At 63.9% G+C, this 12,739-nt stretch carries 16 protein-coding genes; 6 read left to right on the top strand and 10 right to left on the bottom strand.

The window, feature by feature from the left end; all coding sequences use genetic code 11:
• Positions 1 to 3: 3 nt before the first annotated feature.
• The 7 genes from JJE66_RS04375 to JJE66_RS04345 form a co-directional block, all read right to left on the bottom strand.
• The gene (locus JJE66_RS04375; RefSeq protein ID WP_200512871.1) at positions 4 to 321 is read right to left on the bottom strand and encodes a hypothetical protein; all 318 of its coding nucleotides are present in this window, start codon (positions 319 to 321) and stop codon (positions 4 to 6) included.
• A gap of 87 nt (positions 322 to 408) precedes the next feature.
• Positions 409 to 576, bottom strand: coding sequence for an SEC-C metal-binding domain-containing protein (locus JJE66_RS37865; RefSeq protein ID WP_409362792.1), 168 nt, complete (start codon positions 574 to 576; stop codon positions 409 to 411).
• A gap of 133 nt (positions 577 to 709) precedes the next feature.
• Positions 710 to 1,222 (bottom strand): hypothetical protein, encoded by a 513-nt coding sequence (locus JJE66_RS04365; RefSeq protein ID WP_200512870.1) that lies wholly within the window; start codon positions 1,220 to 1,222, stop codon positions 710 to 712.
• A gap of 312 nt (positions 1,223 to 1,534) precedes the next feature.
• Complete coding sequence (locus JJE66_RS04360) at positions 1,535 to 1,831, bottom strand: HigA family addiction module antitoxin (protein WP_200512869.1); 297 nt, start codon at positions 1,829 to 1,831, stop codon at positions 1,535 to 1,537.
• 40 nt (positions 1,832 to 1,871) lie between these two features.
• Positions 1,872 to 2,156, bottom strand: a complete 285-nt coding sequence (locus JJE66_RS04355; protein WP_200512868.1) for a type II toxin-antitoxin system RelE/ParE family toxin — start codon at positions 2,154 to 2,156, stop codon at positions 1,872 to 1,874.
• Positions 2,157 to 2,286: 130 nt separating this feature from the next.
• Positions 2,287 to 2,784, bottom strand: coding sequence for a YkgB family protein (locus JJE66_RS04350; RefSeq protein WP_409362822.1), 498 nt, complete (start codon positions 2,782 to 2,784; stop codon positions 2,287 to 2,289).
• Between the two features lie 53 nt (positions 2,785 to 2,837).
• Positions 2,838 to 3,374, bottom strand: a complete 537-nt coding sequence (locus JJE66_RS04345) for a carboxymuconolactone decarboxylase family protein (RefSeq protein WP_200512866.1) — start codon at positions 3,372 to 3,374, stop codon at positions 2,838 to 2,840.
• A gap of 131 nt (positions 3,375 to 3,505) precedes the next feature.
• Between JJE66_RS04345 and JJE66_RS04340 the strand changes: the two genes are divergently transcribed.
• From JJE66_RS04340 to JJE66_RS04330, 3 genes are all read left to right on the top strand, one after another.
• The gene (locus JJE66_RS04340; RefSeq protein ID WP_200512865.1) at positions 3,506 to 4,459 is read left to right on the top strand and encodes an AraC family transcriptional regulator; all 954 of its coding nucleotides are present in this window, start codon (positions 3,506 to 3,508) and stop codon (positions 4,457 to 4,459) included.
• Between the two features lie 78 nt (positions 4,460 to 4,537).
• Complete coding sequence (locus JJE66_RS04335) at positions 4,538 to 6,028, top strand: amidohydrolase family protein (RefSeq protein WP_200512864.1); 1,491 nt, start codon at positions 4,538 to 4,540, stop codon at positions 6,026 to 6,028.
• Between the two features lie 3 nt (positions 6,029 to 6,031).
• Positions 6,032 to 6,961, top strand: coding sequence for a GTP-binding protein (locus tag JJE66_RS04330; RefSeq protein WP_200512863.1), 930 nt, complete (start codon positions 6,032 to 6,034; stop codon positions 6,959 to 6,961).
• Positions 6,962 to 7,009: 48 nt separating this feature from the next.
• On the opposite strand, the gene JJE66_RS04325 is transcribed toward JJE66_RS04330, so the two are convergent.
• The 3 genes from JJE66_RS04325 to JJE66_RS04315 all read right to left on the bottom strand — a co-directional run bounded on the left by JJE66_RS04325 (position 7,010) and on the right by JJE66_RS04315 (position 8,265).
• Positions 7,010 to 7,405: a GFA family protein gene (locus JJE66_RS04325; protein ID WP_200512862.1), complete on the bottom strand. Its 396-nt coding sequence runs from the start codon at positions 7,403 to 7,405 to the stop codon at positions 7,010 to 7,012.
• Positions 7,406 to 7,407: 2 nt separating this feature from the next.
• Positions 7,408 to 7,779 carry a hypothetical protein gene (locus JJE66_RS04320; protein WP_200512861.1) on the bottom strand — a complete coding sequence of 124 codons (372 nt, stop codon included), beginning with the start codon at positions 7,777 to 7,779 and terminating at the stop codon, positions 7,408 to 7,410.
• Positions 7,780 to 7,887: 108 nt separating this feature from the next.
• Positions 7,888 to 8,265: a tautomerase family protein gene (locus JJE66_RS04315; protein ID WP_200512860.1), complete on the bottom strand. Its 378-nt coding sequence runs from the start codon at positions 8,263 to 8,265 to the stop codon at positions 7,888 to 7,890.
• Positions 8,266 to 8,434: 169 nt separating this feature from the next.
• On the opposite strand from JJE66_RS04315, the gene JJE66_RS04310 reads away from it, so the two are divergent.
• From JJE66_RS04310 to JJE66_RS04300, 3 genes are all read left to right on the top strand, one after another.
• Complete coding sequence (locus JJE66_RS04310) at positions 8,435 to 9,034, top strand: TetR/AcrR family transcriptional regulator (RefSeq protein ID WP_200512859.1); 600 nt, start codon at positions 8,435 to 8,437, stop codon at positions 9,032 to 9,034.
• Positions 9,035 to 9,180: 146 nt separating this feature from the next.
• Positions 9,181 to 10,863, top strand: coding sequence for a methyl-accepting chemotaxis protein (locus JJE66_RS04305; RefSeq protein WP_200512858.1), 1,683 nt, complete (start codon positions 9,181 to 9,183; stop codon positions 10,861 to 10,863).
• 148 nt (positions 10,864 to 11,011) lie between these two features.
• Positions 11,012 to 12,733, top strand: coding sequence for an AMP-binding protein (locus JJE66_RS04300; RefSeq protein WP_200512857.1), 1,722 nt, complete (start codon positions 11,012 to 11,014; stop codon positions 12,731 to 12,733).
• The last annotated feature ends 6 nt before the right edge of the window (positions 12,734 to 12,739 follow it).

The following is a 12,739-nucleotide window of genomic DNA, read 5'->3' as shown; positions in this document are numbered from 1 at the left end:
CGATCAGGCCGACCGACGCCATCCTTCCGCAGTCAAAGCTTCCAGCTCAGCGAAATACTCATCATTCGGATCGTGGTCGGGCTTGGCATCGTCGCCGTCCAAATTGATTTCGCGCATCAGATCGTTGAGATATCCAATAAGCACCGAGCCGATCGCATGCACGGCTTCGTGGCGATCGAGCCCTTCGGACATCAGTCGCTGCGCCGCGCGTTGCACCGGCAGCTCGGCATCTGCAATCTGGTTCTCTACGATGGCGTGAATGACCGCGTGCAATTTCTCCCGCGGATGGCGGATCCCGGCACGTCGATGATAGCCCAGCACAGCGTCGATCCGTTCTTGTTCGTTCAGTGCAAGCCATTGATCGGGGATTGGCTCCGCGAACGGATCGTATCCTCCGATCGCTGCTTCCTACCAAAGCTCTGATCGGGCGACCTCACGCGCCTGCGGATCAACTTGACGCAGTCCGGATGATGGCTCGCTCGCACTTTGTGAGTTGAGGCAGCACTTCTTGAACTTCTTGCCGCTGCCGCAGGGGCAAGGGTCGTTTCGTCCGACGCCTTTATAAGGATCGACCATGGAGCATGCCTTCACTCATCCTCGCCCCAGCCAACCGCGTACTGCGGAAGGCCTCAATCTAGCGAATTCCTCGGCTGAGGACCATTGAGCGATTTCAGTTCCGCCACCGCTCATCCGGACCCGATGAGCGAGCCTAGCCGGGCTCGATATAGGCGAGACGATCCATGACGCCGTCGGCCAGTCCGACCTTGTAAACGGCTTCCGCGAAACGCCTGTCCTCGGCGACCTGGCTGAGCTTGCTGTCGGCCACGCGCCGCGGCAGCATCATGCAGATGGGCTTGAGCATTTCGATCTCGAAAGGAACGTTGACGCCGGCGGTCATCGAGAACGTCTCCGGAGTGAGCAGCCGGGTCGCGAATAATTCTCCCTCTTCCATCGAATGCTCGAGCCCGACGTCGATCAACCACACCTTGGAGTTCCGAAGGATATCGGTGGCGATCAGGCCTATAATGTCGTGACGGCGCTCGACCATGAGTATCGCAAATTGCGACGAGCGCATCGCTTCCAGCATTCGCCGCTCGTCGGACTGCGCTTCGAACCTGGCCGATTTCGCATAACGGTCGATCGCGCGGGAACGATCGGCCGGGGCGGTGTAGATGGCCAAGTCGTAGATGTAATAGGCCTCGTCCGGGTCGTCGAGAATCAACGTCTTTCCTTGCACCAATCCGAGGCGACGTGCGCGATCGAGCAGTGTGTCAGGAGATATGGACTTGAGCACCTTGTCATTAAGGTATTTTGAGAGTTCCCGCAGCTGGAGATACCGGGCGAGAAGATCGTCGCGTGTCGGGCGATTCTCACCATCCCAGGGCAAGGTCAGTTGCCGTTCGGTGCGGAGCGGGGCCCTGCGGTTCTCCCGAGTAGGACTGTTGCTCGACATGGTAGGCGCTCTCCACCGATTCGTGCAGCGGTGAATCTCCGAATTCGCCCCGAGAGCGCCAACGGATTTCACACGTCGTTTTCAAACCGCCGCAAAAGCCACGATCTTCTTGATCTGCGGTGCGAGCACGTCTTCCGCCGTTTCGAGGTCGAAACGCGTCTGAATGTTCATCCAGAACGCCGCTCCCGTCTTGAAGAACTTGCCGAGCCGCAGTGCGGTGTCGGCCGTGACGGGCTTTTCTTCGCGCGCAATGCGCTCGATCCGGGTGCGCGGCACGTTTAGAGCGGCTGCGACCGCGTAGGGCGTCAGCTTGAGCGGTACGAGAAATTCTTCACGCAGGATTTCGCCGGGATGAATCGGCGGAAGTTTTCTTGCCATCTGCGAACTCCTTTTGACTGGCCGCAGCCAACCGGCCCGACTAGTGATAGTCCACGATCTCGACGTCTTTGGGGCCTCGGTCGGTCCATCTGAACACGATCCGCGATTGATCGTTGATTCGGATCGAGTGCTTGCCCGCCAAGTCGCCCTTGAGAGCTTCGAAGTGGTTGCCGGGAGGCGATCTCAGGGCATTGAGAAAGCTGGCGGCGTCCAGCATGATGAGCTTCCGGCGTGCGACCTTTGCGAGGTCCGCCGGAAAACCCTTCGGGATCTTGCGATCCTGAAGGATCGGCCCGGCGAACTTCCCCTTGAAGCTCCTGATCATCGCTATACGTATCCTGTCGGGATACGTGTGTCAAGGCTATCGTATCTCCATGAGATACTAATTGCGAGCGGAGCGCTTGGCGCAGGTCCGCCAAGCGTACGGACCCACAATGATATGTTGTTCCCAAACCCTATCGCCGGATCAGCCGCACCACATCCTGCCTCAGCAGATAGAACGACACCGCCAGTAGAACGACGTCCTTCATCAGAAAGGGGACGTTGCCTGTCATCGCGGGGAATCCTCCCGCAGCGACGTCCCAGCCGTCGGGCATGAACGGAATGATCGTGACCGTCGCGATGAAGGTGCCGGTCGAGCCGAGGGCGCCGAGGATGCCGAGCCGCTTGTCCCAGAAGCCGGTGAGCAGCAGGATCCCGAACGTCCACTCCGAGGTGCCGAGGAAATAGCTGGCGCCGGCGTGGCCGAAGACGGGATAGAGCCACCAGATCAGCGGGCCGTTGCTGATGAACGGGACCAGTCTTTCGAACTCATACGGAAACCACTTCTGGTAGCCGAAGAAGAGAAACATGATCACCATCGAGGCTCGGACAAGGTGGTAGTCGAGATCTTCCGTAAGCAGGCCGGAGTTTTGCAGCGCGCGGACGAGCGGACTTTGCGCGGCGGTGGTCATCGTGGTCATGGTCGTGATCCCTTTCATTGATGATCGGACTTGGCGCGGTCGCTTCATGCGACCGCGGGGAAGTCGATCTCGGTGTCGTTGATGCGGTTGAACACGTTGGTGAAGACGGTGGTCGCAAATGCCAGGCTGATCTCGACCAGCTGCTTGTCGGTGTAGCCGGCAGCCTTGATGGCGGCGAAATCCTCGTCGCTGACCGTGCCACTGGATTGCGCGAGCTTGCGGACGAAGCGGATCAGCGCATCGCGCTTGTCATCGCCGGTCGCCCGGCGCTCGCGGATATTCTTCAACTCTTCGGGCTTCAGGCCCGCGAGCTTGCCGAGCAGGCTGTGTGCGGCGACGCAGTAGTCGCAACCGGCGACGCCGGAGATGACGAGCTTGATGGTCTCCTGGTCGCGCTTCGAAAGCGAACCCGAAGCGAGCACGCTGTCGGCGAGCAGGATGGACTTGAGCGCATCCGGCCCATGGGCGCCGATCGCGGCAAAGGTGTTCGGCACGCTGCCGATCGCCTTGTTGATCTGGCCATAGACTTCAGCGGTTGCGCCGGTTGCGGTGTCGAGACTGGGAACGGAAAGACGGGACATTGTTGGCACTCCTTGTTGGCGTCGGTGAACGTTTGCAGGGGTGACAATAGGGTCTCGTTTGATACTTTGAATGTCCATAAATCTCGAATAGATGCTCAATGGTCTCAAATTGGATCGTTCAGGAGATCGCGATGGATTGGCTGAGCCGGCTGCTCGAGATGATGCCCGTGCGCGGGCGGCTCGACCTGCGCTGCGCCTACGGCGCGCCATGGCGCATCGACCAGGGACCGGGCGAGCCGAACGAAATCCCGTATCACGCCGTGCTGGCCGGCTCGGCGACGCTGGACGATCCGGCAGGCGGCCGGCCGCTGCAGCTGAAATCCGGCGACATCCTGCTGCTCCCCGGCAATCCCCGACACGTCATGCACGACGGCAGCGGAGCCGCGCCGCTGCCGGCGCGCAACCGCGCCTCGCTTAATTTCACGATCAGCGAAAATCCCGGCGCCGGGCAACGGCTCGATCTGTTATGCGGACACTTCGCCATCGCGCCCCCGCATGACCGCTTGCTGCGCAGCTATTTGCCGTCGCGCCTCGTCGTGCATGCCGGCACCGATGCCGGCGAAACGGACACGGCGGGGCAACTCACAGGCCTCGTGACGCTGATGCGCAGCGAGTCCGCGGACGACCGTCTCGGCGGCCGCGCCATGCTGAACGCATTGTCGAGCGCGATGTTCGCGCTGGTGCTGCGGCTCGCCAGCCTTACGGACGCCGCGCCGCGCGGTCTGCTCGCCCTCGCCGGTCATCCGCGCCTCGCGCCGGCCGTGGCCGCCCTGTTCAATGAGCCCGCGCGCGCATGGTCGCTGCCCGACCTGGCGCGTCTGTGCGGCATGTCGCGGGCGACGCTCGTGCGGCAGTTCCAGGAGAAGCTCGGGCACTCAGCCGCCGATCTCCTGACCGACATCCGGATGGCGCTCGCAGCGAACGAGCTGAGAAAATCGTCGTTGTCGACCGGCGCCGTGGCGGAAACTGTCGGGTATCAATCCGAAGCCGCGTTCCAGCGTGCCTTCAAAAGCCACATGGGCGTCAGCCCGGCAAAGTGGCGCAAAAGCCAGGTGCCCGGCCCGGTCCAGTCCGTGCGAGCATAATGCATCGGCTTCAGTGGAGGTGGTCGTTGCTACCGGAATCTGCCTCTATGCGGCCTCAGCGCGGAGGAGTGTGACGATATGAGCGGTTTGGTGATCTCTGGCGGCCGGGTGGTGGATCCCGCGAGCGGAATGGATGCCGTCGGCGATGTGGCGGTGGTGGACGGCAAGATCGCCGCCGTCGGCTCCTCGCTCGGAGGCGCCGAGCGGGTCATCGATGCGACCGGGCTCGTGGTCGCGCCCGGCTTCATCGACCTGCACGCTCACGGCCAGTCGATCCCCGCCGACCGCATGCAGGCGTTCGACGGCGTCACGACGACGCTCGATCTGGAAGCCGGCGTGCTGCCGGTCGCCTCCTGGTATGAGCGCCAGGCGCGGAAAGGCCGCGTGCTGAACTACGGCGCCGCCACCAACTGGGCCTTTGCGCGCATCGGCGCGATGACGGGCTCGAACGCGGAAAGCTCGCTGGAAGCGTTCGGCAATGCCATGCGCGACCGCCGCTGGATCGACAACGTCGCGAGCGATGCGGAAGTCGCCGGCATCCTCGAGCGTCTCGCGCGCGGCCTGAACGAAGGCGGCATCGGCATTGGCATCTTGAATGCCTACGCGCCGGGCGCAGGCGTGCAGGAGTTGACCGCGGTGTGCCAGCTCGCCGCGCAGCATAACGTGCCGACCTTCACCCACGTCGCCTACATGTCGCGCATCGATCCCGAGAGCGCGGCGGAGGCCTATATCCGCCTGATCGGCTATGCCGGCGCGACCGGTGCGCACATGCACATCTGTCATTTCAATTCGTCGAGCAAGACCGACATCGAACGCTGCCGCGTACTGGTCGAGAAGGCACAGGCGCAGGGCCTGCCGATCACGGTCGAGGCCTATCCTTACGGCACCGGATCGACCGTGCTGGCGGCGGCCTTCTTCAGCGATCCCCAATTCGTCGAACGCAACGGCACCGGCTATGATTCCGTGCAGCGTGTGACCGACGGCTACCGCTTCCACGACCGCGAGGAGCTGCTCAAGGCGCAGGCCGAGGAGCCGTCCTCGCTGGTGCTCTGGCACATTCTCGACACCGAGAACAATTCGCATCATCGCGACCTGCTCGACATGTCGGTGCTCTATCCCGGCGGTGCGATCGCCTCCGACGCGATGCCGTGGACGCTGTCGGATGGAACCACCTACAAGGGCGATGTCTGGCCGCTGCCGGATGACGCCACCTCGCATCCGCGCTCGGCCGGTTGCTTCACGAAGTTTATCCGCGAATGGGTGCGCGAGCGCAAGACCGTGTCGCTGCTCGAAGGCGTGCGCAAATGCGCGCTGATCCCCGCAGACATCCTGTCGCAAAGCACGCCGGCGATGCACGCCAAAGGCCGGCTTGCGAAGGATGCCGATGCCGATATCGTGGTGTTCGACTACGAGAAGCTGTCGGATTGCGCGACCTTCACCGCGATGAACCGTCCGTCCGAAGGCGTCCGGCACCTCGTGGTCAGCGGCGAGATGCTGATTACCGATGGCGCGCTGGACGTCGCGGCGCGGCCCGGCCGTCCGGTGCGCCGTCCGGTCGTCGGGAGCTGATCCATGCCGGTCCCTATTCTCCTGGTGACGGGCTTTCTGGGGGCGGGCAAGACCACGGTCGTCAACCATCTGCTGGCCAACGCCGACGGGCGGCGCATTGCGGCCGTCGTCAACGATTTCGGCGCGATCAACATCGATGCGGAGTTGATCGCGGGCGCGAGCGACGGCGTGGTCAGTCTCGCCAATGGCTGCATCTGCTGCTCGCTCGAAGGCGACCTGCTGCGCACGCTCTCGAGCCTGCTGCGGCGTGATCCGAGGCCGGACTACATCGTCATCGAAACCAGCGGTGTCGCCGATCCCGCCGATATCGTGCGCAATCTGATGGATCCCGTGATTCTGCGCGAGGCCCCGCTGGAAACCGTGCTTTGCGTAATGGACGCCGCAACGTCGCCTTCTGCACTCGATGATGCGCTCCAGCGGTCGCAGCTGCGCGTCGCCGACATCGTGGCGTTGAGCAAGCTGGATCTGGCCGACGAAGGCGCGGGGGTGCGGATGCGGGAAGCCATCCGCGCGCAGCGCGTTCCTGCCGTGGTGGTCGATGCGCAACACGGCGAGATTCCGTCCGCGCTGCTCTTCCCCGCGAATGTCGATCGCGCGCCGGCTTCACGCGAGCCGGGACCAAAACGTCCGGCAGAAGAGCGCTTCGAGACGTTGAGCTGGACCTCGGACCGGCCGCTCTCGCTGCCGCGCTTGCAGCAGACGATCGGCAAGCTGGCGCCGAAGCTGGCGCGCGCAAAGGGCTTGTTCGAAACGATCGAGCAGCCCGGACGCCAGATGGTGTTTCAATTCGCCGGCGGCCGCGCGACACTCGCGCCGGGCGAACCGCCGACTGAAGGCGTGCCGCGTGCGCGCATCGTCTTCATCGCCGAGCTCGGGGTGCTCTCAAAGGCCGAGCTCGAGGGGATCATGGAGACGTGCGTTGTGGGCGGGTAGTACGATTCGCGCCAGGCGCAGGCGCACTACCTCAACTCTCCCGACGCCTCAATCCTCGACCGTCAGTCCGTTGCCGTGCACATACCATTCCGCACGCGACGACCACTGCACGTGCCGGTCGGGTGTCGCGCCCAGCGGCTCGTCAAACGCGCCGGCGTGGATGATCGCCTCGCGTCCGCTGCGTGTGAGGTGCGGCATCGGGCTGCCGCAGGTTTTGCAGAAGGCTGTGGCAAAACTGCGCGCGTTGGGCAGATCGAAACGGGCGACGGATGCTTCCCCGCGCAGCCAGCGTAGCGCGCTCGCATTCACGATCACCTCGCAAGCATGCGCGGTACCGGTTGCCTTGCGGCAGCGCGAGCAATGGCAGTTGAGGAAACGCTCGAAGGGACCATCGACCTCGAACGCCACCTCGCCGCACAGGCAGCTTCCGCGGAAAGGCGCCATGGTCACTCCCCCTCCGGCTCGGCCGCCTTCTCGGCCGCCTCTTCCGCGTGAACCGGCGCGACGCCGTGCGCGCCGCGCAGTCGGATCATCGTGTCGATCATGTCGACCTCGATCTTCAGCATGTCGAGATCGCGCGTCATCTCGCGCACCTCCTGGCCTTTGCGCGCCAGTTCCTCGGAGACGTCGACGGCCATCTTGCGTTCGGTCACGTTGCCCTGTGTGTTGACGAACAGCTTTGCGCGCATCCATTCGAGCCGCGCCCGCTGGGTATCGCGCTCGAATTTCCTCTCGGCGTAACGGCGCCGCGCCTCTGCGTAGGCGCCGACCAGCGCGGTTTCCGGCAGGGTCCACAATTGCTCGACGGACATGGTCATGCCGTTCAGGTCCCGGGTTTGGCTCGGCGGAGGTTTGCTCCGCGTCCGATCAGACCCTTCCGGCCGGCAATTCTCAAGAGGGCGGCGGCAGATCCGCGCCCGAAAAGCTTAGGCAAACTGTGCGAGGCCGTGGCCGACGGACCAGTTCTCCGCCGGCGCGTCCAGCACGTTGACGAACACGTCCTCGGGACGGATGCCAGGATCGTCGCCGAGCAGTTCCGCGATCCGGCGATACAGCGCCTTCTTTTGCTCGGGCGTCCGCGAGGCGAACACGGTGATCTGGATCAGCACGGCGTCGTCGCTGCGCTTGACGCCGTAGGCGTTGCCGCAGCGGAAGTTCGCAGGCGACAGCTCGCTGATGGTCATGAACTCGTCACCCTCGGGCACGTTCAGTGCCTCGCGCATGGCCCGGTAGAGACCGTCGAGGATCGCCTGCCGGTAGGCATCCGGCCTTCCGGCGCGCATCGAGATGTGAAGGAGAGGCATGATCTGGTCCGTTTGCATGCGGGCGATCGGCCAAGGCGCACGCAAGCGCCGGCCGTTCGGTCCATTGACGAAATGGGCTATCAATCCCAACTAGTTTTTTGACACGATGTCTAGAAAACATATTCTTGACGCCGTGTCAAATATTGCGAACGAGGCAGAGGAGCATGATTTGAGGCCGCGCGAATTCGATCACGACGACGTCCTGCGCATTGCGTTCGATCAGTTCTGGCGCAACGGCGTGCGCGGCACCTCGCTCTCGGACATCGCACGCGATGCCGGCGTCCAACGCGGCAGCCTTTACAATGCCTTCGGCAGCAAGGAGGCGCTGTTCCTCCAAGCCTATGAGCGCTACGCTGGCGATTATCTTGTCGCGCTGCGAAGGGCGCTCGGCGCAGGCTCGTTACGAAAGCGTCTCACCGCGTTCTTCGACCTGACCATCACGAATTTTCGCTCCGGCTCGCCGCCGCGCGGATGTCCGACGACGCGAGGCCTGATGGAGCTCGGCGCGACTGAAGGCGGGGGACTCGACGAAGATGCACGGAGGGCTTTTGCGAATCTCGTATCGCGCATCACCGCGCTGGTCCGCGACGCGCTGGCGGCGGGCACCGAGCGCGGCGAGTTCAGCGGCAATCCGGCAGCCGCGGCGCTGCACATCATCACGGTGACACGTGGCCTCGCCGTGCTCGAACGCGCCTTCGATGACGAGCCCCAGTTGCGCAAGATCGCCGCCCACACGATCGACCTCGTGCTCGGCAAGGGCGGGCGATAGGTGCCAGCAGAAAGCGACCGCGTTGACGGCCCGCAAATCGCTCCCAAATCATTTCGCGGGGCCTGGCGGAACCCGAATGCTTAACGCTTTGCTAAGGCGATCGGGATAATATGGCATATCAGCCCTGCCAATTTTTGCGAGCACCGATGATTTTCTCCCGCATCAGTTTCAAGCTGGTTCTCATTGTCGGCATCAGCCTCCTCGGCATGATCGCGCTGGCACCGATCGCGCTCTCGACCTTGCGCACGCAGATGATCGCGGATCGCCAGGCCAAGACGCAGCAGATGGTCGACGTCGTCTACGGCATTCTGACGCACCAACAGAAGCTCGAAAGCGAGGGAAAAGCCACGCGCGAACAGGCCCAGGCCGCCGCGATCGCCGAGATCAAGAGCCTTCGCTACGACAAGGTCGAGTATTTCTGGCTCAACGACATGAACGCGAAGATGATCATGCATCCGATCAAGCCCGAGCTTGACGGCAAGGATCTCTCCGACATGAAGGACCCGACCGGCAACCGGCTGTTCTCGGGCTTCGTCGATGTCGTCAAGAAGCAGGGCGCCGGCTTCTACAGCTACCTCTGGCCGAAGCCCGGCTTCGAGCAACCTGTTGCCAAGATCTCCTATGTGAAGGGCTTTGCGCCCTGGGGCTGGATCGTCGGCACCGGCATCTATCTCGACGACGTCGACGCCGTGTTCCGTCAGAATGCGATGACGTTTCCGCTGGTGTGCCTGGCCGTGTTCGCGCTCGTGCTCGGCGCCTCCTTCGTGATCGGCCGCAGCGTGACGAGGCCGCTGGCGAAGGTCACCGCGCTGACCGAGCGTCTTGCCGCCGGCGACAGCGCGTTCGACGTGCCTTACACGAACCGTCGCGACGAAGTCGGCGGGCTCGCCAAGGCGCTCGCCGTGTTCAAGGACAACGCGTCGGCGGTGGGCCGGATGCATGCCGAGCAGCACGAGGCCAAGCAGAGGGCCGACGACGAGAAGCGCAAGACGATGACCGATCTCGCCGGCAAGTTCGAGGCGAGCGTTCAGGCCGTGGTCCGCGACGTCTTCAGCGAGGCGCGCGCGATGCAGCAGGCAGCCCAGGGCATGTCGGAGACCGCGAACAAGGCGACCGATCGCGCGAGCTTCGTCGCCACCGCCTGCCAGCAGGCCTCGACCAACGTGCAGACGGTGGCTTCCGCCGCCGGGCAATTGTCGTCCTCGATCACCGAGATCAGCCAGCGGGTCGCGCAGGCCGCGTCAGTCGCCGACAAGGCCGCCGCCGATGGTCAGCGCACCAACGATACCGTGCAGGGGCTCGCTGCCGCCGCCCACAAGATCGGTGAGGTCATCGACCTCATCAACCAGATCGCATCGCAGACCAATCTGCTCGCGCTCAACGCCACCATCGAGGCGGCCCGCGCCGGCGAAGCCGGCAGGGGCTTTGCGGTGGTCGCGAGCGAGGTGAAATCGCTCGCGAGCCAGACCGCGAAGGCGACCGACGAGATCGGCGCGCAGATCACCGCGATCCAGGCCGAGACCAATCAGGTGGTCGGCAACATCGAGAGCATCCGCGCCACCATCATGGAGGTCAACGAGATCTCCTCGTCGATCGCAGCCGCAGTCGAAGAGCAGGGCGCGGCGACCGCCGCGATCGCCCACAGCGTGCAGGAGGCTGCCTCCGGCACCGACCAGGTCTCGCAAAACATCTCCGGCGTCAGCGATGCGACGGCCGAGACCGGCCAGGCTGCCGGCCTCGTGCTTCAATCGAGCGGGCGTCTGACCCAGAAGCTGCAATCGCTGGAGAACGAGGTCAGCGCCTTCGTTGCCGGCGTGCGGGCGGCCTGAAGCCACGACCTCTTCGCGTTTTTCCGCGTCACGGCATCGGCCGTGGCGCGGAAAACTGTTTTCCTTGACATGACCTCTGCCGTGCTCGACCTCTAACGATGTCGAAGGCACGCGTGTGCCCGCAGAAAAGCCACACGGGAAAGACGTCATGAGTGCAGGCCTCAACGAAAAGGACTACCTCGCCAACTTGCGCGGCCTGTGGGACAAGGCGTGGCCCAAGGGCATGCCGCGCTCGCCGAATTATCTGCATGGCGAAGTCCCGCTGACGGAATATCTGCGCGCCTGGGCGAAGCAGAGCCCGGCGCGACCTGCGGTGATCTTCTACGGCCACGTCACGACCTACGCCGAGCTTGACTGGCAGAGCGACCGCTTCGCGGCATTGTTGCAGGCGAAGGGCGTGCACAAGGGCGACCGCGTCGCCGTCTTCCTGCCGAACTGCCCGCAATTCCACATCGTGTTCTTCGGCATTTTGAAGCTCGGCGCGGTCCATGTTCCCGTGAGCCCGCTGTCGCGCGCGTTCGAGCTGTCCTACGAGCTCAACGACACCAAGGCCGAATTGATCGTGGCGCTCGACCAGCTCATCCCCGTCGTCGAGCAGGTTCGGGGCGAGGTGAGCCTGCGCGAGATCATCGTCACCAGTTTTGCCGATGTCGTTCCCGCCGCGCCCGCATTTCCGACGCCGGATTCGATCCGTGCGCCGCGTGTCGCGATATCAGGCGCGACCGATCTGTTGCCCGCGCTCGCAGCACAGCCCGCGCCAACGCCGCTGCCGCCGCCCGGCCTCGATGACGTCGCCGCGCTCAACTACACCGGCGGCACCACCGGCATGCCGAAGGGCTGCGTCCATACACATCGTGACATGGTCTATACGGCGGCCGCCAATTACGGCATCTCGGTGCTATCGGACGAGAGCAGCGTGTTCCTCTCGTTCTTTCCGGAATTCTGGATCGCCGGTGAGAATTTCGGCCTGATCTTCCCGCTGTTCTCCGGCGGGACGCTGATCCTGCTGGCGCGCTGGGATGCCGTCGGCGCCATGGCCGCGATCGACAAGTACAAGGTCACGATCACGGCGATGCCGGTCGATGGCGCGGTCGAGCTGATGGACCATCCGCGCTGGAGCGAGTTCGATCTGTCGTCGCTGAAGCAGGTGCGCGTGGTCTCCTTCGTCAAGAAGCTGAATGCCGATTATCGCAAGCGCTGGAAGAACCTCACCGGCACGATCCTGATGGAGGCGGCCTGGGGCATGACCGAGACCCACACCTCCAACACGTTCACATCAGGCTTCCAGCACGACGATTTCGATCTCAACAATCAGCCGATCTTCGTCGGGCTGCCGGTCCCCGGCGCCGAGTTCAAGATCACCGATTTCGAGACCGGTGAATTGTTGCCGCTCGGTGCGGAAGGCGAAATCCGAGTGCGGACGCCGTCGCTGCTCAAGAGCTACTGGAACAAGCCTGAGGCGACCGCCGAGTCGCTGATCGATGGCTGGCTGCGCACCGGCGACATCGGCGTGATCGACAAGGACGGCTTCCTGCACTTCCTCGGCCGCCGCAAGGAGATGCTGAAGGTCAAGGGCATGAGCGTGTTCCCGCCGGAGATCGAAGCCTTGCTGGGGCAGCATCCGAAAGTGCTGGGCTCCGGCGTGGTCGGGCGCGACGATCCCGACAAGGGGCAGGTGCCGGTAGCCTATATCCAGCTCAAGCCGGAGGCCGTCGGCACCGTCTCCGCGGAGGAGCTGCGCGCCTGGTGCGCCGAACGCATGGCCGTCTACAAGGTGCCGGAGGTGCGCATCATCGATGCCCTGCCTTTGACGGCCACGGGCAAAGTGAAGAAGCAGGACCTCGATCCCAACCGTCCCGCCGCCGTCTGAGTGAGA

The sequence above is a fragment of the Bradyrhizobium diazoefficiens genome, assembly GCF_016612535.1.
Taxonomy (GTDB): Bacteria; Pseudomonadota; Alphaproteobacteria; order Rhizobiales; family Xanthobacteraceae; genus Bradyrhizobium; species Bradyrhizobium diazoefficiens_C.
Note: the sequence above shows the minus strand (reverse complement) of the source record. Positions and strands in the feature narration are given on the sequence as shown.

What these genes read in the sequence shown, in the direction of transcription:
- JJE66_RS37865 (WP_409362792.1), bottom strand. Translation starts at nt 576, where the DNA reads ATGGTCGATCCTTATAAAGGCGTCGGACGAAACGACCCTTGCCCCTGC.
- JJE66_RS04360 (WP_200512869.1), bottom strand. Translation starts at nt 1,831, where the DNA reads ATGGCAAGAAAACTTCCGCCGATTCATCCCGGCGAAATCCTGCGTGAA.
- JJE66_RS04355 (WP_200512868.1), bottom strand. Translation starts at nt 2,156, where the DNA reads ATGATCAGGAGCTTCAAGGGGAAGTTCGCCGGGCCGATCCTTCAGGAT.
- JJE66_RS04350 (WP_409362822.1), bottom strand. Translation starts at nt 2,784, where the DNA reads ATGACCACCGCCGCGCAAAGTCCGCTCGTCCGCGCGCTGCAAAACTCC.
- JJE66_RS04345 (WP_200512866.1), bottom strand. Translation starts at nt 3,374, where the DNA reads ATGTCCCGTCTTTCCGTTCCCAGTCTCGACACCGCAACCGGCGCAACC.
- JJE66_RS04340 (WP_200512865.1), top strand. Translation starts at nt 3,506, where the DNA reads ATGGATTGGCTGAGCCGGCTGCTCGAGATGATGCCCGTGCGCGGGCGG.
- JJE66_RS04335 (WP_200512864.1), top strand. Translation starts at nt 4,538, where the DNA reads ATGAGCGGTTTGGTGATCTCTGGCGGCCGGGTGGTGGATCCCGCGAGC.
- JJE66_RS04330 (WP_200512863.1), top strand. Translation starts at nt 6,032, where the DNA reads ATGCCGGTCCCTATTCTCCTGGTGACGGGCTTTCTGGGGGCGGGCAAG.
- JJE66_RS04325 (WP_200512862.1), bottom strand. Translation starts at nt 7,405, where the DNA reads ATGGCGCCTTTCCGCGGAAGCTGCCTGTGCGGCGAGGTGGCGTTCGAG.
- JJE66_RS04320 (WP_200512861.1), bottom strand. Translation starts at nt 7,779, where the DNA reads ATGACCATGTCCGTCGAGCAATTGTGGACCCTGCCGGAAACCGCGCTG.
- JJE66_RS04315 (WP_200512860.1), bottom strand. Translation starts at nt 8,265, where the DNA reads ATGCCTCTCCTTCACATCTCGATGCGCGCCGGAAGGCCGGATGCCTAC.
- JJE66_RS04305 (WP_200512858.1), top strand. Translation starts at nt 9,181, where the DNA reads ATGATTTTCTCCCGCATCAGTTTCAAGCTGGTTCTCATTGTCGGCATC.
- JJE66_RS04300 (WP_200512857.1), top strand. Translation starts at nt 11,012, where the DNA reads ATGAGTGCAGGCCTCAACGAAAAGGACTACCTCGCCAACTTGCGCGGC.